Consider the following 25274-nt stretch of genomic DNA (forward strand, 5'->3'; position numbering starts at 1 on the left):
CTCGACCACCCCGCGAGCGGGGCCCCGCGGGTGACCGCGGGGCCCCTCTCGTGCGTACTCCCCCACCGGGCTGGACCGGCGACGACGCTCAGCGCGGCAGCGGTGCGTCCGACCGACGCAGCTGCGCGAAGCCGGTGTCCCGGGCGTGGGCCGCGGCCAGCAGCCCGGCCACCGCGGACGCGTTGGTGATCTCACCGGCCAGGACCATGGCGACCGCCTCGTCCAGGTCGATCCGGACGACCTGGAGGTCGGCCTCCTCGTCGTGGCGCTCGTGCCGCTCGTCGGCCGGCACGTCGGCGAGGTCGCGGGCCAGGAACACCCGGACGATCTCGTTGGTGAACCCCGGCGAGCTGTGCAGGTCGACAAGCACGTCGACCTGCCCGGCGGTGAGGTCGGCCTCCTCGGCCAGCTCCCGCAGCGCGGCCACCGGCAACTCCTCGCCGGAGACGTCCATCAGACCGGCCGGCAGCTCCCACAGGTGCCGCCCGACCGGGTGCCGGTACTGCCGGATCAGCACCACCTGGCCGGCGTCGTCGAGCGCCACCACCGCCACCGCCCCGACGTGCCGGACGAGGTCCCGCAGCCCGGTCCCACCACCCGGCATGGTCACCTCCTCGGTGACCACGTCGAAGATCCGCCCCCGGTACCGCTCCTCCCGGGAACGCACCTCGTAACGGTGCTCCAGGTTGCTCACGAGGTGGACGACGCCTTCGTCGCGGCGCCGTTGCGGGCGGCCTTACGCGTCGTCGGGGCCTCCGCCGCGTCCAGGTCGACCGGCAGTTGGTCGGCCTGCGAGTACGCCACAGCGGCCTTGACGAACGAGGCGAACAGCGGGTGCGGGCGGGTCGGGCGGCTCTTCAACTCGGGGTGCGCCTGGGTGGCCACGAAGAACGGGTGCAGGCTCCGGTCCAGTTCGATGAACTCGACCAGCCGGCCGTCCGGCGAGGTGCCGGAGATGTGCAGGCCCGCCTTGGTCAGCGCGTCCCGGTAGGCGTTGTTCACCTCGTACCGGTGCCGGTGCCGCTCGCTGATCTCGGTGCTGCCGTACGCCTCGGCGACGATCGAGCCCTCGGTCAACGTCGCCGGGTACGCGCCCAGCCGCATGGTGCCGCCCAGGTCGCCCCGACCGGCGACGATGTCCTCCTGGTCGGCCATCGTGGCGATGACCGGGTGGGCCGCCTGCTCGTCGAACTCCAACGAGTTGGCGCCGTCCAGGTCGGCCAGGTGCCGGGCCACCTCGATGGTCATGCACTGCAGGCCGAGGCAGAGGCCGAGCAGCGGGATGCCGGCCTCGCGGGCGTACCGGGCGGTGCCGATCTTGCCCTCGATGCCGCGGACGCCGAAGCCGCCGGGGATGAGGATGCCGTCCACGCCGGCCAACGCCGCGGCGGCGCCGGCCGGGGTGACGCACTCGTCGCTGGGCACCCAGCGCAGCTGCACCCGGGCCCGGTGGCCGAAGCCCGCCGCCCGGATCGCCTCACTCACCGACAGGTACGCGTCGGGCAGGTCGACGTACTTGCCGACCACAGCGACGGTGACGGTGTGCCGGGGACGGTGCACCCGCTCCAGCAGGTCGTCCCAGCTGGCCCAGTCCACGTCCCGGAAGGAGAGGCCCAGCCGGCGCACCACGTACGCGTCGAGCCCCTCCCGGTGCAGCACCTTCGGGATGTCGTAGATGCTCGGGGCGTCCGGGGCGGCGACAACCGCCTCGGCGTCCACGTCGCAGTAGAGCGACAGCTTCTCCTTGAGCTTCACCGGGATCTCCCGGTCACAGCGGAGCACTATCGCGTCCGGCTGGATACCGATGTTGCGCAGCTGCGCCACCGAGTGCTGCGTCGGCTTGGTCTTCAGCTCACCCGAGGGCGCCAGGTACGGCACCAACGAGACGTGCAGGTAGAAGCAGTTGTCGCGGCCCAGGTCGTGGCGGACCTGACGGATCGCCTCCAAAAACGGCAGCGACTCGATGTCGCCGACAGTGCCACCGACCTCGGTGATCACCACGTCGGGGACCTGGCCGTCCTCGTCCGGATCGGCCATCGCCAGGATCCGCGACTTGATCTCGTTGGTGATGTGCGGGATGACCTGGACGGTGTCGCCCAGGTATTCGCCGCGCCGCTCCTTGGCGATCACGTCCGAGTAGATCTGACCGGTGGTGACGTTCGCCTTGCCGGACAGCGCCCGGTCGAGGAACCGCTCGTAGTGCCCGACGTCGAGGTCGGTCTCGGCGCCGTCCTCGGTGACGAAGACCTCACCGTGCTGGAACGGGTTCATCGTCCCCGGGTCGACGTTCAGGTAGGGGTCGAGCTTCTGCATCACCACGCGCAACCCGCGCGCGGTCAGCAGGTTGCCGAGGCTGGAGGCGGTGAGGCCCTTACCCAGCGAGGAGGCAACGCCCCCGGTGACGAAAATGTGCCTGGTCGTCCGTGCTGATGGGGCCAAGGCCTGCTCCCGTGTCGTCTGTCGCGGTCATGCAGACCGCCGTGCTTGATCAGCAAAGTGATCACGCGATCCACGGGATTCGACGGTAACACCTCCCGGGCGGGTACCCGCAGGCCGCACCCCGGCTGCGACACCTCCGGGCCATCCGGGCGAGGCCCGCCGCTCAGGACGCGGCAACCTCCGTCGATGACCGGGAGACCTGCCGGGGCGCTACGGGCACCGTCGGCTCGGCGTCCGGCGTCGAGCCGCTCGCTGTCGGCTCGGCCGGTTCGTCGGCGTCCCCGCCTCGCTCGCCCGCAGTGTCCGACGCCGGTCGGGCGACCTTCGCCGGGGCGCTCGGGGGCGGGCCGGTGATCGGGCGGGGGTGCACGGCACCCAGTGGCCCACCGCCGCCGGTCGGACCGTCACCCCCACCGACCGGGCCGACCCCGCCGGACCCCGAGTCGTCGTCGGCGCCGTTGGCGCGGGAGCGGCCCGCTGCCGGGCGGGTCCGGTCCGCGGCGTGCCCGAGCACCCGTAGCGACGCCAGGGCGGCCATCGGCACCACCAGGGCGGCGGCAGCGCCCATCACGTCCAGGGCCGCGCCGTCGAGCACACCACCGAGCACCGCGGCGACCACAGTGCCGGCGAGCGCGGCCCGGACCGCCGGGTAGATGCCGAACAGCCGCATCAGCCCACCCCAGGGCTGCAACAGGGCGAACCACACGAGCAACCCGCCGGCCAGCGCCAGCACCGTCAGCGGGCTGTTGACCAACGTCTCGAAGTTCTCCGTGCTGGACCGGTGCACGGCGAACCCGCCGGTGCCGTCACCGAGCGCGGAGAGGAACCGGCCGAGGCTGCCCCGCTCCGCCGCAGGACGCCGCAGGTCCACCACTGCGAACCCGATACCGACCGCAAGCGCGGCCATGGTGGCCCAGGCCAGCCGGCTGATCGTCAACCAGCCGCCGGCGCTGATCACGGCGGCGACGCTCACCCCGGCGGTGAGCGCGATCGCGCCGACCGGGTCGGCGCCCAGGTACGGGCTGCCGACCACCACCACGGCGAGGCCACCCACCGCCACCATCACCGCCGGCCGCCAGCCCCGATGCACCCGTTGGGCGAACCAGCCGCCGGTGACCAGCGCACCGGCGAGGAACACTCCCAGCCCCACGATGCTCAGCCCGGCGTACCGGCCGCCCTGCAACGCGGAGTAGCCGACCACGCTGTTGAGCTGGAGGCGGGCCCCGGTGAGCACGTCCAGCCCGACCACGAGCGTGGTGAGGCCGGCCACCGCTCCGAGCGGCCCGAGGGTGTTCGCGTACCCGGGGGCGAACCGCACCGCCGCGGTGCCGGCGGCCACCAACAGCGCCGTCACCCCGGCGAAGATCCACCCGGGGTGCTCACCGCGCCACCAGGGCACCGCGTCGGCCAGCAGCGCCGCCGGCACTGTCAACGCCGCGGCGACCAACAGCAGCTCCATCACCGCCACGATCCGCCCGGAGACGGGCGTCGGACCGGCCGGGCCGGCGTGCGGACGGGCCCGGCGCAGCAGCGGCAGGATCGCGAACGCCAGCAGCACCTGCACCCCGGCGAGCAACGTGAAGAACGCCCCGGACACGGAGCGCTGGGCGGCCGCCTCCCGGTCGGCGTTCGCCGGCGCGTTGATGGCCTCGGTCAGGTCGGCGGGACGGCCGCCGGTGCTGATCGCCGGACGGCCGAGGAAGAGCCGCTCCGGCATGGGCCGACCCAACGCGGCCAGGGCGGTCGGCGCGAGGTCGACCAGTTGCAGGTACCCGTCCCGGCCGGTGCTGGCCGAGGTGAGCCACCCCCGCTCCCAGCCCGGCCCGTCGGCGACCGCCACGTGCAGCCGGGCCGGCTGGGTGGTGTCAGAGATCCCCGCGACCAGCACCAACGACCGTGGGGGTCGCGCCGCCAGCACCCGGGCCAGTTCGGCGTCCGCCGCGCGGGCCTCCTCGGCGCGGGTGGCCGGGTCGGCCCCCTTGACGGTGCCGAGGTCGACGATGCTCAGCACACACGCGCCGAGCAGCGGCCGCGGGTCGGCCGGCAACCCCGAGGCGTACCGGTCGACGCGGCCGAACGGTCGGGCGGCGGCCACTGCCGCGCCCGGGCCCACGGCGACGGAGCACCGCACCGACTCGGACAACGAGCCCGGCATGGCGCCCCAGGGCAGCCGCTGCTGGTTGTACTGGACCACGCTCTCCTGGTCGGGCAGGTTCGCGCCGATGCCGTCCGGTTGTTCCACAGTCACCGCCGCCGACGGGCAACCGTCGACCGACCGGCTGCCGTTCCACGCGGCGAAGCTACCCGCGCCCAGTGTCAACCAGCCGTCCACCGGGCAGGTGGGCCGGTGCGCGGAACGCACCGACAGTGAGCCGATCGAGCCGTCCTGGGCCATCCGCCACAGCGTCGGAGTGCTCTGCGGATCCACGTCCTCCCAGCGCAGCCCGGCGATCCCGGCGAGCACCACGAAATCGGCGGTGCGTTGCGGGGTGCCCTGGGGTGGGCGGGCGGCGAGCGCGGTGACGCCCAGCGCCACCACGAGCACTGTCAACAGGGCGGGGGCGAGTCGGCGCAGCATCACCGGTGTCCCGTTCTCGGGGCGTCGGAGCCCGGGGCGGCCGCCGGACCGCCGGGATTCCCGGCCAGCTCGGCGTAGAGGGCGGCAAGCGTGGCGACGGTGTCCGCCTCGGTCGGCCACGTCGCCGCCCGTTCGGCGCCACGCCGGCCCAACTCCGCCCGCGCCGCCGGGTCGTCCAGCAACGCGCGTACGGCCGCGTCGACAGCGTCGACGTCACCGGCGGGGACCAGAGTGGCGGCGTCGCCGACCAGGTCCGGGAGCCCGCCGACAGCGGTGGCCACCAGTGGCACGCCGGCGCGCAGCGCCTCCTGGGCGAAGAGTTGTCGCGCCTCCCAGTCGCTGGTCACCACGGCCAGGTCGGCGCCGGCGAGCAGGTCGGCCACGTCGGTGCGGTGCCCCAACAGGGTCACCGGGGCGCGGGCGGCGGAGGTCCGCGCGGCGAGCGGCAGATACGCCGGCCCGCTGCCCGCGATCACCACGACCGGCGGCGGGGTACGCGTACGCCAGCGGGCCGCCGCGTCGATCAGCACGTCGTAGCGCTTCTGCGGGTGCAACCGACCGACCGAGACGATCAACGGCTGGTCCGGGCGGACGCCGAACTCGGCGCGTACCGCCGCCGGGCGTCGACGCGGCGCGGGCAGTGTCGGCGCGGCGACCGGGGCGAGCCGGGCGTCGGCGGCGCCCACCTCGGCGGCCCGTCGCACCAGGTCCGCGGAGGCGCCGAGCGCCACCCGCACGCCCCGGGCGACCACCCGTTCGACGAGCCGGGACACCCCGCCCCGCAGTCCCCCGGCGAGCACCGCGTTGTGCCACGTGACGATCAGCGGGGCGGCCGGACGGGCCAGCACGGCGACCAACCCGGCCCGCAGGCCGTGCGCGTGCACCACGTCGACGTGAGCGGCGGCGAGCGCCCGGCGCAGCGCGAGCACCGCCCGCCCGTCGGCCGGAGTCGGGCTGGCCGGGATCTCCACCGGCTCGAACCGCGCACCCACACCGGTGAAATCGAACTGCTCCTGAGTGGCGGCGGGCCCGCAGACCAGAACGGTGGCGCCGCCCGCGACGAGGCCACGGGCCACCGAACGGACATGCTGGCCCACCCCGCCGGTGCTGGACGCGAGCACCAACGCGACGGTGCCCGACCAGCCGGCAGGCAGAGCTGGCTCAGTCATCGCGTCGCCGTCTCCTTCCCGTCGCCCCGCTGCGCGGAGCCCGCGCCCGGTGTCGGCGCACCGCCGGACGGCCCCCGCCGGCCCAGACGCCGCAGCACCCCGGCGAGCAGTGGCTGTACGTCCCGCCGGTCGACGAACCAGACCACGGCGAGGAACACAACCCCAACCAGAACCCCGGACAGCATGCCCTGACCGAACGCCGCCGCCGTCGTCGGGGTGCCGCCGTCCGACTGGTCGAGCCAACGGCTGAGGCCCAGCCCGGCGAGCCCGGCGAGCACACCGGCGAGGCCACCTGCCGCTGCGGCCCGTGCCGCTCCCGCGAGGGCGGGACGGCCGGCGCTGCGCAGCACCGCCATGAGCAGCAGGGCGCCGAGCACCAGCATCCCCACCGAGTTCGCGGACGTCACAGCGAGCACCCGGTCGGCGTTGGGCAGCAGCACCGTCAACGGCAGCGCCACGGCCGGAACGACCAGCCAGCCGAGGGTGATCGCTACCGTCGCCGACCGGGTGTCGCCGCGCGCGTACAGCGCCCGGGACAGCACCGCGAACAAGCCGTAGCCGAGCAGACCCGGCGCGAACCCGCTGATGGCCGCCGCGGTCGACGCCGGATTGTCCGGGTAGAAGAGGGCAGCGATCGGCTGCGCGGTGCCGATCAACGCCGCGACGCCCAGGCAGCTGAAGAGCAGCACGCCCCGCACGGCGCCGGAGAGGGTCCGTCGATAACCGTCCTCGTCGCCGGCGGCGCTGGCGGTGGCCAGCGTGGGATAGGACGCCACCGCCAGCGGCACGGCGAGGACCGCCCACGGCAGCAGGTAGATCGCCTGGGCCAGGTTGAACACCTGGGGGGAACCGGTGGGTCCTCCGGAGACCCGGTTGAGGACCACCAGGAGCGCGACCTGCTGCGCCGCCACCGTCACCGCGCCGGCCGTGGCGAGCCCGCCGATCCGCGCCCGCGCGTCGGCGGTGAAGGCGTACCCGAACCGGGGCCGTAGCCGCAGCCGCCGCAGCGGGATCAGCAGCGAGAGCGACAGCACGACCACGCCCAGGGTGGTGCCGCCGGAGAGGAGCAGTTCGCCGCTGCGGCCGACCTGGGCCACGGACACACCCCGCCCCTGGGCGGCCCCGAAGGCCACGTAGACGACGACCACGGTCAGGCTGGACAGCAGCGGCGCGATGACGGGCCAGGCGAAGCGTCGGTGTGCCTGCAGGACGCCGGTGAGCACGATGCCGATCCCGTAGAGCGGCAACTGCGGGGCGAACACGCGCAGCATCCGGGCGCCGGCGGCGAGTTCCGCCGCCGATCGTCCCTCGCTGATCAGCGAGATGATCGGGTCGGCGAACAGGGCGACGAGCACGGCGAGGGGAACCAGCAGGCTCACCGTCCAGGTGAGCAGGGCACCGGTGGTGGCCGCCACCGTCCGCCGGTCCTCCGCCGCGACCGCCCCGGCCAGCAGTGGCACGACCAGGCTGGCCAACGCCCCGCCCGCGACGATCTCGAAGACGATGTTCGGCACCGTGTTGGCGATGACGTACATGCCGCCGAGGTCGCTCTGTTCGACCACCCAGGTGAACACGGCGGTGCGGCCGAAGCCGGCGAGTCGGCTGGCCACGGTGAGGACGGCGATGAGCGCGGCTGCCCCGGCCAGCCGGCCGGCGCCGGCGAGGGGTGCCGGTCTGGTCACGTCAGTCGGCGCGTCGGCCCAGTGCGTCGAGTTCGCGGAGCCCCGGGGTCCGCTGGATCACCGCGGTGAAGCTGACCTTCTCGCTGGCGGCGGTGAGCCCGGCCAGGACGGCGAGCAGACCGGCCCGGCCGAGCGGGCCGGTACGGGCGGCGAGCGCGACACCGAGCACCGCCCCGAGCGCGTTCGCGCCACTGTCGCCGAGCATCACGTCCTCGGCCAGGTCGTCGCGGAGCAGGCCGGCGGCGGCGCCGGCCGCGCCCGCGGCGATCCCGCCCTGCGGGCCGCCGGTCAGCGGCGCCGCGAGCAGCAGCCCGGACTTGAGGGCGCGGCCCGGCCGCAGGTCGAGCAGGTTGAGCAGGTTTGCCGTGCCGGCGATCACGCCGGCACCGAGCAGCACGTCCACACCCCGGCCGAACGCACGATGCCGCTGCCGGCGCGGGTGCGCGGCGACCCGGGGGTCGGCGGCGAGCAGCGCGGCGGCGCCCAGCCCGGCGGCGCCCACCCCGACGACCTTGACCAGACCGGCGGTGACCCGCCCCTCGCGCAGCGCGGCGAGGTGCCCGGCGAAGCCCTTGGCGGCCTTCTGCTCCGGCCGCGCGCCGACCACGTCGTCGTACAGGCCGACGCCGCCCGCGCCGAGACCGGCGACCAGGGCGGCCCCACCGGCGGCGCCGCCGGTGGCACCGAACGCGCCTGCGGCGGCCGCGCCGGCGGCGAGCGCCGGCCCGGCGGCGAGGCTCACAGTGCGGCCACGGAAGTTGGTGCGGTCCAACGCGGGCCCGGCCGGCGAGGTACGCGCCTCACGCAGCGCGTAGCGGGCCGCCGCGGCGCCCGCGCCGGCGATCAGCAGCCGGCCCAGCGCGCTCACGCCGCCACCTCGCTCGCTCGGTCACGCGCCACCTGGTCGGATCCGGACACGGGGGTACGTCGTTCGCTCACTGGGGCAGTCTAGGCAACAGGCCGGAGGCGGCGTTGTCGCCGACGCCGTACTGGCCGGCCTTCTTCTCGGTGAGTTGCTGCACCAGGGCGAGGGTGGTGACCACCTGGCCCTGCACGGTGTTGGCGTTGTCGACCGTGGAGATGGTCTGGGCGAGCACCGGGTCGCCGCGCACCACACCGACCAGGTTGCCGCCGACGGAACCGTTGCCGGCCACCACGATCGCCCCGGTGCGGTCGAACTGCTCGGCGATCTTGACGACCGACTCGTCCCGCTTGTCGGAGTCCTTGTCGACGTACGGCTGGCCGCTGACCACGACGACCGCCTCCGCCGAGGCGGTGACCTTGTTGCTGTCGGTGGTCAGGTAGCCGGCGTTGTTGTAGGCGGCGAGCACCGCCCGCCGGTCGGCGTCACTGACCGGCGCGACGCCCTGGGGCCGGTCCAGCAGGACGCTGGCCAGCAGGGCGCTGGAGGTCTCCACGCCGTGCCCGTTGCCCGGCAGGCCGGTGGTCTGCGCGGTCGGGCGGGCGGCGGTGACGGCCAACTCCAGCAGGTTGGAGTTGTTGTCCGGGTTGATGAACTTGTCCTGCAGGTCGATCTGGCCGGTGATGGTGGCCCCGGCCTGCTGGAGCTTCTTCAGCACGCTCTCGGTGTGGTCACGCCCGTTGGGCAGGCTGAGAACCGCGACCCGACGCGCGGTGAGGGTGCCGGGCAGGAGAATCTGGGAGGTCTCCTCGGCGAACTCCTCTTCCAGCGCGAGTTGCTTCTCCATGTTGCTGACCGTCTGACGCCACTGCTGGTTGTCCTTGCGTAGCCCGGTGACCTGCTCCTTGAGAGAGTCGGCAACCGGGCCGTTGAGGGCGGCTGTGCCGACCACCAGGCCGATCGCCAGAGCCAGGAAGACCGCGGTGAGGGACACCACGTGGTAGCGGAAGTTGATCACGCTTGCAGCCTCTTGATCGGTCGGGAACTAGAAAAGCCGGTACAGCTGGAACACGAAATTGTCCCACCACTCGGCGACCACGCCCAGGTACGCCTTCCCGACTGTCGACACGGCCACCGCGGACGCCATCGCCGCGATCGCCGACAGCACCAGCAGCAGCAGCGACGAGCCGGAGATGCTCTGCCGGTAGAGCCGGCTGACCCCCTTGGCGTCGACCAGCTTGCCGCCGACCTTCAGCCGGGTCAGGAACGTCGAGGCCATCCCGCCGCGGCCCTTGTCGAGGAACTCGACGAGGGTGGCGTGGGTGCCGACCGCGACCAGCAGCGAGGCGCCCTTCTCGTCGGCGAGCAGCATGGCCAGATCCTCGCTGGTCGCCGCGGCCGGGAAGGTGATCGCCGGCACACCGAGGCCGTTGACCCGGGGCAGGCCGGGCGCGCGCCCGTCCGGGTACGCGTGCACGATCACCTCGGCGCCGCAGCGCAACACGTCGTCGGTGACCGAATCCATGTCCCCGATGATCATGTCGGGGGTGTAGCCGGCCTCTACCAGGGCGTCCGCGCCGCCGTCGACGCCGATGAGCACCGGCTTGAACTCCCGGATGTACGGGCGCAACACGTCCAGGTCGGCCTTGTAGTCGTAGCCGCGCACCACGATCAGGCAGTGCCGACCCTGCATCTGGGTCTCGATGTCCGGCACCCCGACACCGTCGAGCAGCAGGTCGCGTTCCTGACGCAGATAGTCCATCGTGTTGGCGGCGAACGCCTCCAACTGCACCGACAGACCCTCCCGGGCGTCCGCCATCGCCTTACCGACCGACTCGGCGTCCTGAAGGCTGCCGTGGGCCACCGGCTCGTCACCGGCGAAGACCGTGTTGCCCTCGATGCGCACCTGGTCGCCCTCGCGGATGCGCTCGAAGACGCCCTCCCCCAGGTCGTCGAGGAGCGGAATGCCGGCGGCGATCAACACCTCCGGGCCGAGGTTCGGGTAACGGCCGGAGACCGAGGGCTTGGCGTTGAGCACCGCCGCGACCCCGACGGCGACGAGCGAGTCGGCCGCCACCCGGTCCAGGTCGACGTGGTCGATGACCGCGATGTCACCGGGGCGCAGCCGACCGACCAGGCGTTTCGTCCGGCGATCAAGGCGCGCGGTGCCGAGGACTCTGCCCGGTTCGGAGTTCCGGTTCCGGCGCAACGTGGGTAGACGCATCGTGACCATCCTGGCATGTGAGGCAGGCTTTTCTGTCGCGACATGCCTGAGCAGGGCCGCCTACCCAGGGAAGCACACACCGGCACAAGCCGGTGTGCTTGCGCTCACAATACGCGGCGTCACAACCGCCTTTCCTTGGCGGCCACTGCCAAAAGCTCCTCGGCGTGGGCGATACCCAGATCTGAATCGGGCAAACCCGCCAGCATGCGCGCCAACTCCCGGGCCCGCTCGGTGTCCTCCACCACCCGCACCCCGCTGGTCGTCACCGCGCCGCCGGTGTCCTTCGCCACCACCAGGTGCCGGTCGGCGAACGCGGCCACCTGCGGCAGGTGCGTGACCACCAACACCTGGTGGCTGCGGGCCAGTCGGGCCAGCCGGCGGCCGATCTCCACCGCCGCCTGCCCGCCGACCCCCGCGTCGACCTCGTCGAAGACCAACGTGGGCGGGCCACCGGAGCCGGCGAACACGACCTCGATGGCGAGCATCACCCGGGACAGCTCACCGCCGGAGGCGCCGCGCTGCAACGGCAGCGACGGCGCGCCCGGGTGGGCCAGCAACCGCAGCTCCACCTCGTCACCGCCGTCGGACGTGACACCCACCTCGACACCGTTGACCGCAAGCGTCGGCTCGGCACGCCCGGCCGGACGGGGCAGCACCGCCACCTCGATCCGCGCGTGCGGCATCGCCAGCCCGGCCAACTCGACGGTGACCTGGTCGGCGAAGCGGACCGCCGCCTCCTGCCGGGAGGTGGACACCCGCCCGGCCAGGTCGGCCACCTCCACGGCGAGCCGCTGGCCCTCCCGCTCCAACTCGTCGAGCACGTCGTCGGACATGTCCAGGTCGGACAGTCGGGTGCGCGCCCGATCGGCCCAGGCGATCACCCCGTCGACGTCGTCGGCGTACTTGCGGGTCAACGCGCGCAGCGCCGCCCGCCGCTCGTAGACGTGCTGCAACCGGGCCGGGTCCGCGTCCAGCGTCGCCAGGTACGCCGACAGCTCCGCGGACACGTCGGTGACCAGCGTGGCCGCCTCCTCCAGGCGGGCCGCCAGCTCACCGAGCGCCGGATCGGTGCCGGACTGCGCCTCCAGGGTCCGCCGGGCGGTGCCGAGCAGCGCCGCCGCGGCCGGGGTCTCCTCGACGGCCTCCGCGCCACCGGCCACGCACTGCTGGGCGATCTGCGCGGCCGTCCGCAGGCCCTCGGCATGCTCCAGCCGCTGCGCCTCGGTCTTCAGCTCGTCGTCCTCACCGGGCTGCGGATCGACCCGGGTGATCTCGTCGAGGCCCAGCCGCAGCAGGTCGGCCTCCTGGTTGCGCTCGCGGGCGTTGCGCCGACGGTCGGCCAGGTCGTCGACGACCCGACGCCACCCCGTGTACGCCTCGCGCAGCGCGTCGAGCAGCTTCTCGTGCGCGGGGCCGGCGAACCGGTCCAGTGCGGCCCGCTGCTCGGCCGGGCGCAGCAACCGCAGCTGATCGGACTGGCCGTGCACCGCGACCGCCTGCTCGCCGATCTCACCGAGCATCGACACCGGCATGCTCCGACCGCCGACGTGGGCGCGCGAGCGCCCCTCCACCGTCACCGTGCGGCTCAGCAACACCGAGCCGTCCTCGTCGGGTTCGCCACCGGCCTCGACGATCCGCGCGTGCACGGCGTCGGCGACCCGCCCATGCAGCCGCAGCCGCCCCTCCACCACCGCACGGCCGGGTTGGGCGCGGACCCGCCCGGCGTCGGCCCGGCCACCGAAGAGCAGGCCGAGGCCGGTGACCACCATCGTCTTGCCGGCACCGGTCTCGCCGGTGATGACGTTCATGCCGCCGGTCAACGGCAGCGTGGTGTCTTCGATGACGCCCAGTCCGGTGATGCGCAGCTCTTCCAGCACAGCCACCGACAGTAGACGCGAGGCACGACAATTGACCAGCCGACGGGCCCGGGTACGGCCCGTACCCGGCCGACGTACAGTTCTGCCCCGTGTTGGACGTGATCGGCCTGACCCCGGCTGAGGAGGAGCTCTACCGCTGCCTGCTCCAGCTCACCACGGCCCGCATCGACGAGTTGGCCGGTCGCCTGCACCGACCCCGTGAGCAGGTCGCCGCCCAGGTCGAGGCACTGCGCGGCAAGGGCCTCGTGCAGCGCAGCGACAACGACCCGGACGCCCCGCTGCGCCCGACCGCCCCGGACGTCGCCCTCGGCGGGACGCTGCTGCGGCGTCAGGAGGACCTGGAGTCGGCCCGCCGACTGGTCACCCAACTGGCCGAGGAATACCGCTCCGGGCTACGCCGACACCACGTCGACCACCTGGTCGAGGTGATCACCGGCGCCCGGATCCTGCGGGACCGCCTGCGCGACCTGCAGAACTCGGCGCGTACCGAGGTGCTCTGGTTCTGCCGGGCCAATCCCCTCGCCATGGCCGGCCCGGAGAATGTCGAGGAGTTCGACGCACTGGCCCGTGGGGTGAGCTACCGGGCCATCTACGAGCGTGACCTGCTGCTGGAGCCGGGCGCGTTGGCCGACCTGGCCAAGGGGGTCGCCGCCGGGGAGCAGGCCCGCGTCCTGGACCGGCTGCCGGTCCGACTGGCCATCGTGGACGCCCGCACGGCCATCTGCCCGCTGGTGCCCGACCGCGACGGCGGCGAACCGAGCGCCGCCGTGATCGGCCGCAGTCAACTGCTCGATGCGCTGCTCGCCCTCTTCGAGAGCCACTGGCGGGTCGCCACCCGGCTGCGCCTCGACGACCCCCTCGCCGTCGCGGCCCCCGAGGCTCGACGGCCGGAGCCCACGGACCAGCCGGGCGACGGTTACCAGCCCGACGCCGACGAGGCCCGACTGCTGTCGCTGTTCGTGGCGGGCGTACCGGACAAGTCCATCGCCTCCCAGCTCGGGGTGAGCCGGCGGACCGTGCAGCGGCGCATCGCCGACCTGATGGCCGCCGCCGGGGTGGACACCCGGCCCGGGTTGGCGTTCCAGGTGGCCCGACGCGGCTGGCTCTGACGCGTGCGGGTCCGCCGTCGACCGACGGCGGACCCTCGACCGGCAGGGCGGGACGGCCAGGCCGCCCCGCCCCACCCGATCAGCGCAGCCCGTACGCCTGGAGCACCGTCTGCTCGACGGTGTTCCCGGCCCGGTCGGCGGCGTGCACCCGCAGCGACACCGTTCCACGCCCCGCCGGCACTGTCGCGGTGTACCGGGTGCCCGACCCCGTTGTCCGCGCGTTGCGCCAGGTGACGCCCCCGTCGAAGGAGACCTGCACCCGAACGCTGGCACCGGTCGGCGCCGGCACCCCGGCCGGCTGCCGCAGGGTCAGCCCGAGCTGGTGCGGCCGGTTGCCGCGTACCGTGGCGTGCAGGTCGGCCGGCACCCGGTAGTCCACCTGGAGCAGCGACAACGCCTTGGCGGCGTCGCCCGCCGGTCGGGCCGAGGTGAACTCCCAGGCCGTGTCGGTCCGCGTGCCGTAACGCCACTCGGCCGAGGACCGCTGGGTGGTCACGTCCAGGCGGTAGCGGGCGGCCCCGGCGGTCGTGGGCACCGACGCCCAGCCGTCGGAGAGGTCCGCGATCTGCTGCCCGTTGCGGCTGACCCGCGCCGTGACGGTGTCCGACTCCTCGCTCTCGCCCGCCACGCTGTAGTGCCCCTCGGCGTCGACGAACTCGGGCACCCGCAACTCCAGGTTGTCACCGGTGCGGGTGGGCACCGGCGCCCCTCGGGCCGGGACGGCCGGGCGGAGCACCGGCGCGTGCCAGGTCTCGGTCACCCGGTCGTCGGCGGCGTAGCGCCGGGGCTGCTGGGTCAGACCGCCGGCGAGCTGCCCCCACTGCATGAACATCTGCTTGTGCAGCACCCGTTGCTGCCACCAGTTGTCGCCGGAGCTGACGAACTCCTGCCGGGTGGTGCCGTTGCGGACGATGCGCTGGTCGTCGTTCCAGGCGTACTCCTGCCACGGACGCCAGCCGAACCGCTCCTCGGTGGCCCAGCCCGCACCCATGTCGCCGTAGCTCGCGGTCACCTCGGCGGTGTTCTTCGCGGTCACCGTGTGCACGACACGCTCCGGCACCCGACCCTTCGACACCTGCCACACGTCGTACAGGTAGGGGCTGTCCACGGTCAGCGTCAGGTCCAGCGTCGCCCGACCCTTGCGCGCCGCCGCGATCAGCCGCTGCCCGTCGTCGTACGCGACCACCATCGACGGGATCGGCAGCCGCTCCCCGGTGGGCCGCCAGACCGTCCACGCGCTCTGGTCCTGCGGCCGGACGATCAGCACCGCGGCGGCGCCGGCCGCCGCTGCGGCGGCCACCTGCTCCTCTTCCGAGCGGTTCGGGTCGGCGCCGAGCAGCACGGCGGTGCCCCGCACCCGGGTCAGCTCGGCGGGGGTGCCGGTGCCGGCCCAGACCAGCGGCAGCTTCCGCCGACCGGTCGGCGCCGGCGACGTGCCCAGCAGGTTGATGTCCGACGGACCGGACACCCCGCTGATCGTCGCGTCCACCATGGGCGCGACGAGCTGCCACCGCGAGGCGAACTCGAACTCGCCCTGGCGCACCTGGCGGGTCGGCGTGACGTTGACCTGCTGAACGGTGCTGTAGGCCATCACGCCGTGGTCGATCTGCCGGCCATTGCCCAGCACCCGGTGCACGTAGTAGCTGAGCGTGGCTCGCTGCTCGCTGGGCTTCGGCGTCTCGATCCGCACCGGCGTGCCCTTGCGCGCGTCGAGCACCACTGTCAGGTCCCGGTCGACGGTCACCTCCGGCTCGATGATCTGGGTCATCTGCTCGTCCAGGGGGACACCGTGCGTCATCAGCGCGGTCAGCACGTACGTGCCCTCCTCGACCTCCAGGGTGCCCTCGCCACCCCACATGCCCCAGAAGTCCGACTCGGGCTGCTCACCGAATACGGTCAACCCCGGCGAGAGGCCCGGCTGGCCCTGCCGGTCCAGCAGCTTGATGGTGAGGTGGTGCACGGGACCGCTGACGGTGAGCCCGACCGGGGTGCGTACCGCGACGCCGTCCGTGCCGGTCGCCACCAGCCAGCCACCATGCGGGCCCCGGCCCAGCTTCGCCGGGTCGGCGCGCAGCGGCACAGCCACACTGCCGCCCGCCGGCACTGTCACCTCGCCGGAGGTCACGGCGACCCCGTCGGGCTCGGCCACGCCGGTGTCCACGTTGCGCAGTTCCAGGGCCAGTCGCAGGGTCTGCGCGGTCTTCGTGCCGTTGGTGTACGACACGGTCCGCTCGACCGCCGCACCGCCGGTGGAGATCCGGCCGAAGTCCGCGGTGGCCGAGGCGTACACCTGCTGGCCGAGCGCCCGCGCCACGTCGACCCGACCGCCACCCTGCTCGAAGACGGTCAACGACGGGTTCGCCTTCGTGGTGCTGACCAGCGCGTCCTTGAGTTTCGCGGCCGGCCAGTCGGGGTGTTCCTGGGCGAGAATCGCCGCCGCACCGGCCACGTGCGGGGTGGCCATCGAGGTGCCGGACGCGGTCGTGTACGCGTCGCCCACCGGCGTACCCATGGCGGTGCCGGCGGCCCGGGCGGCGACGATGCCGACGCCCGGCGCGGTGATCTCGGGCTTGAGGCCGTTGTCGCCGAGGCGCGGGCCCCGGCTGGAGAACTCCGCCAGGTTGTCGGCACGGTCCACCGCGCCGACGGTGAGCGCCGCCGCGGCCGCTCCGGGCGCGCCGACGGTACGCGCGGCGCCCGAGTTGCCCGCGGCGACCACGAACAGCGCGCCGGTCTCAGCGGTCAGGCCGTTCACCGCCTGGCTCATCGGGTCGGTGCCGTCGGTCGGGTCGCCGCCGAGGCTCATGCTGACCACCTTCGCGCCGGAGTGGGCGGCCCACTCCATGCCCGCGATGATGGACGAGCTGTAGCCGGAGCCACCGTCGTCGAGCACCTTGCCGACCAGCAACCGCGCCCCCGGGGCGACGCCCTTGCGCAACCCGTCGGACGCCGCCCCGCTGCCGGCGATGGTGGCGGCCACGTGGGTGCCGTGGCCGTGCCCGTCGCGGGCGCTGCCGCTGCCGGAGAAGTCCTGCGCCTCGACGATCCGAGCGGCCAGGTCGGGGTGGGTGGCGTCGACACCGGTGTCGAGCACCGCCACCTTCACGCCGGCACCGTCGCGCCCGGCCGCCCAGGCCGTCGGGGCGCCGATCTGCGGCACCGAGTGCTCCAGCGCCGGGCGGACCTTCCCGTCCAGCCAGACACGGGCGATGCCAGCACCCAGCCGGGGCGCGGCGGCGGTCGTGGTCCGGCTGGCCGACGTACCGGCGAGCGTGGTCCACAGGTTGCCGAGGGCCCCCTTGCCGACCCGAAGTGCCGCGCCGTTGATGCTCTCCAACGGCCGGGCGTCGGTGGCACCGACGAGCGGCTTGACCCGCCCGGCCGCCTGCTCCTGGTAGCGCACGATCAGTGGCAACGCGCCCTGCGCGGCGTCGCCGTAACCGTCGGCGGCCAACTCCTGCACGTCGAACAGGTTGGCGTCGAGGACGCCACTCGACACGTACGGCAGGGCGTCGCTGGGCAGCACCCGCAGCCGGCCGTCGACCTCCAGGGTCTGGAAGATGACGCGCTCGCGCCCGGGTCCCGGGCGGACAGTGGCGGCGACCCGGCCCGGCGCCGCGGGCGCGAGCTCGACCTGGTCGCCGGTGATCAGGGTGATGCGGACAGGTGCGTGCTGGGCGGGCGTGCCCGACGGGCCGGTGGGCCGGGCGGGCGGGTCGGCGGACGCCGGTGCGGCGACGCCGACCACCAACGCGCCGACAGCGCCGACGGCGAGCCAGCGTGGGGACCAGTGCATGCGATGGGCTCCTCTACTCCTCCAGGCCCGCCATCCGTAGATGAGGGCCGATCGGAGTCTGCGTCGGAGCGTGTCACCAGGTCACTAGTCGCCCGCCGCCGCAGCGGCGACATGTCGTCAGGTGGACAACTGACATCCACCGACCGTGTGCGCCACGGTCACCGGCGGCTGCCACGCCAACCGTGCACGGGAAGGGCGAATTTGGCCACCAGCCGGTCGGTGAACGGACGGGGGCGCAGCCGCACGATGCGTACCGGCAGGGCGCCCCGACGCACCGTCACCCTCGCGCCGGGTGGCAGGTCGTAGACGCGCCGGCCGTCGCAGGAGAGCACGGCGAGGGTGGTGAACGGGTCGACGGTGATCACGAAGGTGGACGTCGGGGCGGTGACCAACGGGCGGCTGAACAACGCGTGCGCGCTGATCGGCACCAGCAGCAGCGCCTCCACCTCCGGCCAGACCACCGGGCCCCCACCGGAGAACGCGTACGCGGTGGACCCGGTGGGGGTGGCGCAGACGACACCGTCACAGCCGTAACGCGACAGCGGCCGGCCGTCCACGTCGACGAGCAGCTCGAGCATCTGGGCCCGCTCGCCCTTCTCGATGCTGATCTCGTTGAGCGCCCAGGACTCGATGGTCGGCCCACCGTCGAACTCGGCCGTGACGTCCAGGGTCAGCCGCTCGTCGACCGTGTAGTTGCGGCCGACCACGTCCCGCACCGCGGTGTCCAGGTCGTCGATCTCCGCCTCCGCCAGGAAGCCCACCTTGCCGAGGTTGATGCCGAGCAGCGGCACCTTCGCGGGCCGGGCCAGCTCGGCGGCGCGCAGAAAGGTGCCGTCCCCACCGAGCGCGAAGACGATCTCGGCGCCCTCGGCGGCCTGCGGGCCGGCGACCGGCACCACGCCGGGCAGGTCGAGGTCGTCGGCCTCGTCGGCGACCACCCGTACCTCGAAACCGGCGTCGATCAGGTCGGCGGCAACCGACCTGGCGTGCTCCGTGCTGCGCCGACGACCGGTGTGGGTCACCAGCAGCGCGGTCCGGCTCATCGGGCCGCCCGCCCACGCCGGACCGGACGGCGTCGCGCCACCGGCGCCGACACCTCGGCACGACCGCGTGTCACCGCGCGGCCCGTTGCGGCGCCCTCACTGCGCGCGTTCACCCTGCGACCTCCTCCGCCGCCACGTCCGGCACCACGCCGGCCGTCGTCGAGCCGTCCGGCCCGGCCGCCACCACGGCCCGCACCCGCTCCGGGTCGGCCGCTGGTGCGCCCCGGCGCAACCATACGAAGAACTCCACGTTGCCGCTCGGCCCGGGCAGCGGGCTGGCCGCCACGTCGGCCAGTCCGAGGCCGAGCCGCGCGGCCGCCGCGGCCACGTCCAGCACCGCTTCGGCGCGCAGCTCCGGATCGCGGACCACACCGCCGGCGCCGACCCGGTCCTTGCCGACCTCGAACTGCGGCTTGACCATCAATGCCAGGTCACCGTCGTCGCGGGTACAGCCGGCCAGCGCCGGCAGCACCAGTCGCAGCGAGATGAACGACAGGTCGGCCACCGTGAGGTCGACCTGGCCACCGATCGCGTCAGCATCGAGGGTACGGACGTTCGTGCGCTCCAGGACGCGGACCCGCTCGTTGGTACGCAGCGGCCAGGCGAGCTGCCCGTAGCCGACGTCCACGGCCACCACCTCGGCCGCGTCGGCGCGCAGCAGCACGTCGGTGAACCCACCGGTCGACGCTCCCGCGTCCAGGCAACGCCGCCCGGCCACGTGCAGCCCACCGGGGGCGAACGCGGCCAGCGCACCGGCGAGCTTGTGCCCGCCTCGGGAGACGTACTCCTCGGCGGGGTCCGCACCGGTCACCAGGAGCGGGTCGGCAGGGTCGACCATCGCGGCCGCCTTGCGGGCTACCACGCCCCGCAGTTGGACCCGGCCGGCCTCCACCAACGCGGCGGCCTGCTCACGGGAGCGGGCCAGACCGCGGCGGACGAGTTCGGCGTCCAGCCGGTTACGACGTGCCATGGGTGGTTCTCCGGTCTGCTCAGGCCTGGTCGTCCCGCTCAGGTCTGGTCGATGGTGGCGAGGGTTTCCCGCAGCGTCTCGTAGGCCGCCTCGTACTGGGCGATCTGGTCGGCGGGAGCGAGCGTCGCCGCGTTGTGGATGGCCCGCACGGCGGCGTCCACCGCCGGATGCCGTGGCTCGTCGTCGTCCCCGAGATCCGGCGGCGGCCCGGGGCGGGCACCCATCGGCGGACTGGGGCGGGCCGGGAACGAGCCGCCGGGCGGCGGGCCGGGCCGGGTCATTCGGCGTCGTCCGGCCGCTGCCGACGAATCGCCGCCTTCTTGGCGGGCATCACGGCCGGCGTCGGGACGTCCTCGTCGGCCGTCCGGCTGATCGTCGCCGGCGGCTTCTTGGCGATGGCCTTCTTGGCGACCGCTTTCTTCGCGACGGCCTTCTTCGCCACCGGCGCGGAGACCGGGGCACCGGCCGAGCCCTCCGACGGCACGAGACCGGTGCCGGGCCGCGCGGCGACGGTCGGGTCGGGTTGTGGCGCGGGGCCGGCGGTCGGCACGTCGGCCGGCTCGGTGGACCGCGCCTCCCGCAGCTGCCGTTCCAGGTCGTGCACCCGCCGGGTCAGCTCGGCCACCTCGTCGGCGGTGGCCAGACCGACCGCGCCGAGGGCCCGGTCGACCTCGAAGCGGACCAGCTTGGTCAGCGCCTCCCGGTTGGCGGCGCCGGTGGTGACCAGTTCCTCGCCGAGGGCCTGGAGTTGGGCGGCGGTCGCGCCGCCGGAGCCGACGAGGCGACGTGCCACGTCCTGGGCCTTCTTCCGGGGCGCCTCCGCAAGGCCCATGGCCAGCTCGAGGTAGGCGCGCCACGCGTCCTGCATGCCTGAGTCCTTCCACGGGGCGGGGTGTGCAGGTGTCACGCTACCGGGCACCCCCGACCGACCCGTGCGGTACGGTGCCGAGGACGGCGTGGCGATCAGCGAGGGGGAGATGTGGCCAGCGTGGACGAGTGCCGGCAGGCGTTGCAGGAGCTGGCCGCCCGGTTGGATCGCAACGCCGAGACGGTGCGCGAACGGATCGACCTGGACCGGACGCTGGCCTGCCGAATCACCGACCTGGACACCGCATTCCACGGCCGGATCACCGACGGCCGACTGGTCGAGCTGGCCGACGGCGACAACCCCAAGGCCAAGATCGCACTGAGCACGTCCAGCGACGACCTGCTCGCCCTGGTCCGTGGCGACCTGGACGTCACCAGCGCGGTGACCTCCCGCCGGGTGTCAATCAAGGCCAACCCGTTCGACCTGCTCAAGCTGCGCAAGCTGCTCTGACCACCGGCCGCTCACGCCGCCGCGGTCAGACCGAAACTCTCCACCGCGTGGGCCGCGTCCGGGCCCACCGGACGGATCTTCGGCAGTGCCGGCACCGACGCCGACCAGGCCACCGCGCAGAGCGCCGCGAGGGCGTCCAGCGGCCGGCCGGCCCCGGCCAGCTCCAACGTGCCGTCCCGGTCGGTCACTGACCAGCCGCCGGCGTCCGCCGGGCCCGGGACCCGCACGGCGGCAGCCGGGTCGAAGAGCCCCGCCAGGTCTCTCGCGACGTACGTGGGACGTCGCCGCGGCTCGGCGGCCAGCAGCTCCGGTACGCCGCTGACGCCGGTGAGCACGAGCAGGCTGTCCAGCCCGGCCCGGCGGGCGCCCTCGATGTCGGTGTCCAACCGGTCACCCACCACCAGGCTCCGCCCACCGCCACTGCGCTTGGCGGCGGTCTCGAACAGCGCCGGCTCCGGCTTGCCGACCACCACGTCGGGGTCTCGCTCCAGTGCCGTACGCAGCACGGCTACCAGCGAACCGTTGCCGGGCAGCGGTCCCCGCCCACTGGGCAGGGTCCGATCGGTGTTGGTCGCGATCCAGATCGCACCCGCCCGCACCGCTACCGACGCTTCGGCCAGCTCGGCCCAGCCGACCTGCGGGCCGTACCCCTGCACCACCGCCGCCGGCTTCTCATCGGCCTGGGTGACCGGGTTCAGGCCGACCGCGCGCAGCTCCGCGCGCAGCGCCTCCGCGCCGACCACCAGCACCGACGCGCCGGCGGGCAGCCGGTCGCGCAACAGCTCGGCCGAGGCGGCCGCGGAGGTGAGGACCTCCTCCGGTCGGGCCGGCACGCCCATCCCGGTCAGCAGGTCGGCGACCTCGCTGGACCGGCGGGACGCGTTGTTGGTGGCGTACGCCACCGCCCGTCCCTCGGCGTGCAGCCGGGCCACCGCATCGACGGCGCCGGGGATCGGCCGGTCGATCAGGTAGATCACGCCGTCCAGGTCGAAGACGACCAGGGTGTACCCGTCGACCAGCCGCTCCCCCACGCCCGCGCTCACCGCTGCGTCGACCCCGACTCGTCGTCCCGGGCCGGCACGGTCCCGTCGGCGGTCGCCGCGTCGCCGTTCGTCACGCCGTTGTCGCCAGTGGCGGCCGCGTCGGTGTTGCCGCTCTCGGTGGGGTGACGGTCCTCGTCCTCGTCGTCGAAGCCTCCGTCGTCAGCGGGACGGCCGACAGCGTCGGCCTCCTCGTCGTCGTCTTCGTCGTCGTCGTCGTCTTCGTCGTCGTCGTCGTCGTCGTCGTCGTCGTCGTCGTCATCGTCATCGTCATCGTCGTCTTCGTCGTCGTCGTCTTCGTCGTCGTCGTCGTCGTCGTCTTCGTCGTCGACGTCGTCGTCGTCGTCGTTCGCGTCGCTGGCCAGGTCGGCGTCGGGTCGGGCCGGTACCGCGCCGGGAGCGCCCGGGCCTGCGGCGATCTCCTCGGCGGCCTCGTCCTCGTCGTCACCCTCGATGACCACGCCGTCGAGTTCGAGCAGCCGCTCGGCAGCGTCGGTCTCGTCCTCGGTGTCCACGTCGGCAGCGCGGGAGAACCATTCGCGGGCCTCCTCGCGCCGACCCACCGCGAGCAGCGCGTCGGCGTACGCGTACCGCAGCCGGGCCGTCCACGGCACGGTGGCCTCGTTGGTGAGGTCCGGAACCTGGAGCATCGCGACCGCGGCGTCCTTCTGCCCGAGGTCACCCCGCGCGCCGGCGGCGACGATCAGCAGTTCGATCGCCACGGCCTGGTCGAGCTTCTCCCGGTCCGCGCCACGGAACAGGTCGATGGCCCGCTCCGGCCGGCCGAGAGCCCGCTCGCAGTCCGCGAGCACGGCCAGGTGGCTCTGCAATCCGCTCATCCGGTGGTACGTGCGCAGCTCGGCGATCGCCGACTGCCACTCCCCCGCGCGGTACGCGGCCAGGCCGACCGCCTCACGGACAGCGGAGATGCGCGACGCGAGCCGCCGGGCGGCCAGCGCGTGCGCCAACGCCTCGGCCGGGTCCTCGTCGATCAGCTGCCCAGTGGCGACCAGGTGCCGGGCCACCGTCTCGGCGACCGGCTTGTTCAGCGAGAGCAGCTCAGCGCGAACGTCCTTGTCGAGGTCGGTCGCGACGATGTCGTCCGGCAGCGCCGGGGCCGAGCTACGCCCACCCTCGGACGACTCGGAGCCACCCGCGCGGTCATCGCGACGGAACTCCCCCTCGCGACGCGGCCGCTCGTCCGACCGGAAACCCCCGCTACGCTCTCCGCCCCGGTAGCCGCCCTCGCGGTCACCGCCACGGAAGCCACCCTCACGGGGGGCGCTGGAACGCGAACCGTCGCGGTCGCCGCCCCGGAAGCCACCGTCGCGACGGTCGCCGCCACGGGATCCACCGTCACGGTCACCACCTTCGCGCGGCGGGCCGGACCGAGTGCGGTCACCACCCTGGTAACCGCCCTCACGACGGTCACCACCACGGAAACCACCATCGCGGTCACCACCGCCGAAACCACCCTCACGAGGAGCCCCCGAGCGCGAACCGTCCCGGTCGCCGCCCCGGAAACCACCCTCACGGGGGGCGCTGGAACGCGAGCTGTCACGGTCGCCGCCCCGGAAACCGCCGTCGCGACGGTCGCCGCCACGGGATCCACCGTCGCGGTCACCACCGCGGAAGCCACCTTCGCGCGGCGGGCCGGAACGAGTGCGGTCACCACCCTGGTAACCGCCCTCACGACGGTCACCACCACGGAAACCACCATCGCGGTCACCACCGCGGAAGCCACCCTCACGAGGAGCGCCCGAGCGCGAACCGTCCCGGTCGCCGCCCCGGAAACCGCCCTCGCGACGGTCGCCGCCACGGAAACCACCGTCACGGTCGCCACCGCGGAAACCACCCTCACGGGGAGCGCCGGAACGCGAGCCGTCACGGTCGCCGCCACGGAAACCACCCTCACGGGGAGCGCCAGAGCGCGAACCATCGCGGTCGCCGCCCCGGAAACCACCCTCACGGCGGTCGCCGCCACGGAAACCACCGTCACGGTCGCCACCGCGGAAACCACCCTCACGCGGAGCGCTGGAACGCGAGCCGTCACGGTCGCCGCCCCGGAAACCACCCTCACGGGGAGCGCTGGAACGCGAGCTGTCACGGTCTCCGCCACGGAACCCACCGTCGCGGTCGCCGCCACGGAAACCGCCCTCACGGGGACCGCTGGAACGCGAGCTGTCACGGTCGCCGCCACGGAAACCACCCTCACGACGGTCGCCGCCACGGAAACCACCGTCCCGGTCGCCGCCGCGGAAACCACCCTCACGCGGCGGGCCGGAGCGAGTGCGGTCACCACCCTGGTAACCGCCCTCACGACGGTCACCACCACGGAAACCACCCTCACGCGGAGCGCTGGAACGCGAGCCATCGCGGTCACCACCGCGGAAGCCACCCTCACGAGGAGCGCCCGAGCGCGAACCGTCACGGTCGCCGCCCCGGAAACCGCCCTCGCGACGGTCGCCGCCACGGAAACCACCGTCGCGGTCGCCGCCACGGTAGCCACCTTCGCGCGGAGCGCTGGAACGCGAACCGTCACGGTCTCCGCCCCGAAAACCACCCTCACGGGGAGCGCCGGACCGGAAACCACCCTCACGCGGGGCACCCGAGCGCGACCCATCACGGTCGCCGCCACGGTAGCCACCTTCGCGCGGGGCGCTGGAACGCGAGCCGTCGCGGTCGCCGCCTCGGAAACCACCCTCGCGGCGGTCGCCGCCGCGGTAGCCGCCCTCACGGGGGGCGCTGGAGCGCGAGCTGTCCCGGTCACCGCCACGGGAGCCAGAGTCGCGGCCGCCGGCGTATCCGCCTCGGGCGCCGCCGCCGCTGTCGCGGTCTCCCCGGTACGGGGGCCGGCCCTTGTCATCGCGGCGCGGGCCGCGGTCGCTTCCGCCCGCACCGTCAGTACGGTCTTCGTAACGACGGGGACGGTCTCCGCCCTGCGGTCCTGAACTCACAGGTACATCCTTCCTGATTGCGCCACCAATGGCGCTACGCAGTCGAGGGCCGACCCGGATGGGGCGGCCCTCGACTGGAAGATTGTCCGGCGGCGTCCTACTCTCCCACACCCTTACGAGTGCAGTACCATCGGCGCTGGAGGGCTTAGCTTCCGGGTTCGGAATGTAACCGGGCGTTTCCCCTCCGCCATGACCGCCGTAACTCTATGA

19 protein-coding genes and 1 rRNA gene are annotated in these 25274 nt (G+C 73.8%); 3 read left to right on the forward strand and 17 right to left on the reverse strand.

The features are described 5' to 3' along the window. Positions 1 to 88: 88 nt before the first annotated feature. The 9 genes from ABZ794_RS18630 to recN all read right to left on the reverse strand — a co-directional run bounded on the left by ABZ794_RS18630 (position 89) and on the right by recN (position 12831). Positions 89 to 694 carry an NUDIX hydrolase gene (locus ABZ794_RS18630; RefSeq protein ID WP_357516596.1) on the reverse strand — a complete coding sequence of 202 codons (606 nt, stop codon included), beginning with the start codon at positions 692 to 694 and terminating at the stop codon, positions 89 to 91. After that, the gene (locus tag ABZ794_RS18635; protein ID WP_357516598.1) at positions 691 to 2439 is read right to left on the reverse strand and encodes a CTP synthase; all 1749 of its coding nucleotides are present in this window, start codon (positions 2437 to 2439) and stop codon (positions 691 to 693) included. Before ABZ794_RS18635 ends, ABZ794_RS18630 begins: the two co-directional genes overlap by 4 nt. A gap of 163 nt (positions 2440 to 2602) precedes the next feature. Beyond that, positions 2603 to 5017 carry a hypothetical protein gene (locus tag ABZ794_RS18640; protein ID WP_357516600.1) on the reverse strand — a complete coding sequence of 805 codons (2415 nt, stop codon included), beginning with the start codon at positions 5015 to 5017 and terminating at the stop codon, positions 2603 to 2605. Next, positions 5017 to 6186 (reverse strand): glycosyltransferase family 4 protein, encoded by a 1170-nt coding sequence (locus ABZ794_RS18645; RefSeq protein ID WP_210784824.1) that lies wholly within the window; start codon positions 6184 to 6186, stop codon positions 5017 to 5019. Before ABZ794_RS18645 ends, ABZ794_RS18640 begins: the two co-directional genes overlap by 1 nt. Beyond that, positions 6183 to 7868: a lipid II flippase MurJ gene (locus ABZ794_RS18650; RefSeq protein WP_357516603.1), complete on the reverse strand. Its 1686-nt coding sequence runs from the start codon at positions 7866 to 7868 to the stop codon at positions 6183 to 6185. The genes ABZ794_RS18645 and ABZ794_RS18650 overlap by 4 nt, the downstream gene beginning before the upstream one ends. Before the next feature lies 1 nt (position 7869). Further along, positions 7870 to 8736 carry a hypothetical protein gene (locus ABZ794_RS18655; RefSeq protein ID WP_357516605.1) on the reverse strand — a complete coding sequence of 289 codons (867 nt, stop codon included), beginning with the start codon at positions 8734 to 8736 and terminating at the stop codon, positions 7870 to 7872. A gap of 67 nt (positions 8737 to 8803) precedes the next feature. After that, positions 8804 to 9748: a copper transporter gene (locus ABZ794_RS18660; RefSeq protein ID WP_357516607.1), complete on the reverse strand. Its 945-nt coding sequence runs from the start codon at positions 9746 to 9748 to the stop codon at positions 8804 to 8806. A gap of 27 nt (positions 9749 to 9775) precedes the next feature. Next, entirely contained in the window at positions 9776 to 10954 is a 1179-nt protein-coding gene (gene steA / locus ABZ794_RS18665) for a putative cytokinetic ring protein SteA (protein WP_091407271.1), read from the reverse strand. 119 nt (positions 10955 to 11073) lie between these two features. Further along, complete coding sequence (gene recN, locus ABZ794_RS18670; RefSeq protein WP_357516631.1) at positions 11074 to 12831, reverse strand: DNA repair protein RecN; 1758 nt, start codon at positions 12829 to 12831, stop codon at positions 11074 to 11076. Between the two features lie 89 nt (positions 12832 to 12920). Here recN and ABZ794_RS18675 point away from each other — a divergent pair, with 89 nt between their 5' ends. Further along, the gene (locus ABZ794_RS18675; protein WP_357516609.1) at positions 12921 to 13940 is read left to right on the forward strand and encodes a helix-turn-helix domain-containing protein; all 1020 of its coding nucleotides are present in this window, start codon (positions 12921 to 12923) and stop codon (positions 13938 to 13940) included. Positions 13941 to 14019: 79 nt separating this feature from the next. Here the strand turns inward: ABZ794_RS18675 and ABZ794_RS18680 are convergent, their stop codons facing one another. The 5 genes from ABZ794_RS18680 to ABZ794_RS18700 form a co-directional block, all read right to left on the reverse strand. Next, on the reverse strand, positions 14020 to 17736 hold the full coding sequence (locus ABZ794_RS18680; RefSeq protein ID WP_357516610.1) for a S8 family serine peptidase: 3717 nt from the start codon (positions 17734 to 17736) through the stop codon (positions 14020 to 14022). Between the two features lie 158 nt (positions 17737 to 17894). Next, a complete protein-coding gene (locus ABZ794_RS18685; RefSeq protein ID WP_210786948.1) occupies positions 17895 to 18779 on the reverse strand; it encodes an NAD kinase in 885 nt (294 codons plus the stop codon). Between the two features lie 109 nt (positions 18780 to 18888). Then, entirely contained in the window at positions 18889 to 19749 is an 861-nt protein-coding gene (locus ABZ794_RS18690; protein ID WP_210786950.1) for a TlyA family RNA methyltransferase, read from the reverse strand. Between the two features lie 38 nt (positions 19750 to 19787). Beyond that, the gene (locus ABZ794_RS18695; protein WP_357516613.1) at positions 19788 to 20030 is read right to left on the reverse strand and encodes a hypothetical protein; all 243 of its coding nucleotides are present in this window, start codon (positions 20028 to 20030) and stop codon (positions 19788 to 19790) included. Beyond that, positions 20027 to 20617, reverse strand: coding sequence for a hypothetical protein (locus ABZ794_RS18700; RefSeq protein ID WP_357516615.1), 591 nt, complete (start codon positions 20615 to 20617; stop codon positions 20027 to 20029). The genes ABZ794_RS18695 and ABZ794_RS18700 overlap by 4 nt, the downstream gene beginning before the upstream one ends. Before the next feature lie 111 nt (positions 20618 to 20728). Between ABZ794_RS18700 and ABZ794_RS18705 the strand changes: the two genes are divergently transcribed. After that, positions 20729 to 21067, forward strand: coding sequence for an SCP2 sterol-binding domain-containing protein (locus ABZ794_RS18705; RefSeq protein WP_210786955.1), 339 nt, complete (start codon positions 20729 to 20731; stop codon positions 21065 to 21067). A gap of 11 nt (positions 21068 to 21078) precedes the next feature. On the opposite strand, the gene ABZ794_RS18710 is transcribed toward ABZ794_RS18705, so the two are convergent. Together ABZ794_RS18710 and ABZ794_RS18715 are read right to left on the reverse strand one after the other, a co-directional pair. Then, on the reverse strand, positions 21079 to 22110 hold the full coding sequence (locus ABZ794_RS18710; RefSeq protein ID WP_357516617.1) for an HAD-IIA family hydrolase: 1032 nt from the start codon (positions 22108 to 22110) through the stop codon (positions 21079 to 21081). Next, entirely contained in the window at positions 22107 to 23132 is a 1026-nt protein-coding gene (locus ABZ794_RS18715; protein WP_357516619.1) for a hypothetical protein, read from the reverse strand. Before ABZ794_RS18715 ends, ABZ794_RS18710 begins: the two co-directional genes overlap by 4 nt. On the opposite strand from ABZ794_RS18715, the gene ABZ794_RS18720 reads away from it, so the two are divergent. Then, positions 23121 to 25058 (forward strand): hypothetical protein, encoded by a 1938-nt coding sequence (locus ABZ794_RS18720; RefSeq protein WP_357516621.1) that lies wholly within the window; start codon positions 23121 to 23123, stop codon positions 25056 to 25058. The two genes, ABZ794_RS18715 and ABZ794_RS18720, sit on opposite strands and share 12 nt — an antisense overlap. A 90-nt stretch (positions 25059 to 25148) precedes the next feature. Here ABZ794_RS18720 and rrf read toward each other — a convergent pair. After that, a 5S ribosomal RNA gene (rrf, locus tag ABZ794_RS18725) occupies positions 25149 to 25265 on the reverse strand. Positions 25266 to 25274 lie beyond the last annotated feature (9 nt).

Origin of the sequence: Micromonospora sp. NPDC047187 (genome assembly GCF_040643355.1) — a bacterium.
GTDB lineage: Bacteria > Actinomycetota > Actinomycetes > Mycobacteriales > Micromonosporaceae > Micromonospora > Micromonospora salmantinae.

Coding starts and splice junctions, on each gene's coding strand:
- ABZ794_RS18640 (WP_357516600.1), bottom strand. CDS start 5,017: ATGCTGCGCCGACTCGCCCCCGCCCTGTTGACAGTGCTCGTGGTGGCG.
- ABZ794_RS18645 (WP_210784824.1), bottom strand. CDS start 6,186: ATGACTGAGCCAGCTCTGCCTGCCGGCTGGTCGGGCACCGTCGCGTTG.
- steA (WP_091407271.1), bottom strand. CDS start 10,954: ATGCGTCTACCCACGTTGCGCCGGAACCGGAACTCCGAACCGGGCAGA.
- ABZ794_RS18680 (WP_357516610.1), bottom strand. CDS start 17,736: ATGCACTGGTCCCCACGCTGGCTCGCCGTCGGCGCTGTCGGCGCGTTG.
- ABZ794_RS18685 (WP_210786948.1), bottom strand. CDS start 18,779: ATGAGCCGGACCGCGCTGCTGGTGACCCACACCGGTCGTCGGCGCAGC.
- ABZ794_RS18690 (WP_210786950.1), bottom strand. CDS start 19,749: ATGGCACGTCGTAACCGGCTGGACGCCGAACTCGTCCGCCGCGGTCTG.
- ABZ794_RS18695 (WP_357516613.1), bottom strand. CDS start 20,030: ATGACCCGGCCCGGCCCGCCGCCCGGCGGCTCGTTCCCGGCCCGCCCC.
- ABZ794_RS18700 (WP_357516615.1), bottom strand. CDS start 20,617: ATGCAGGACGCGTGGCGCGCCTACCTCGAGCTGGCCATGGGCCTTGCG.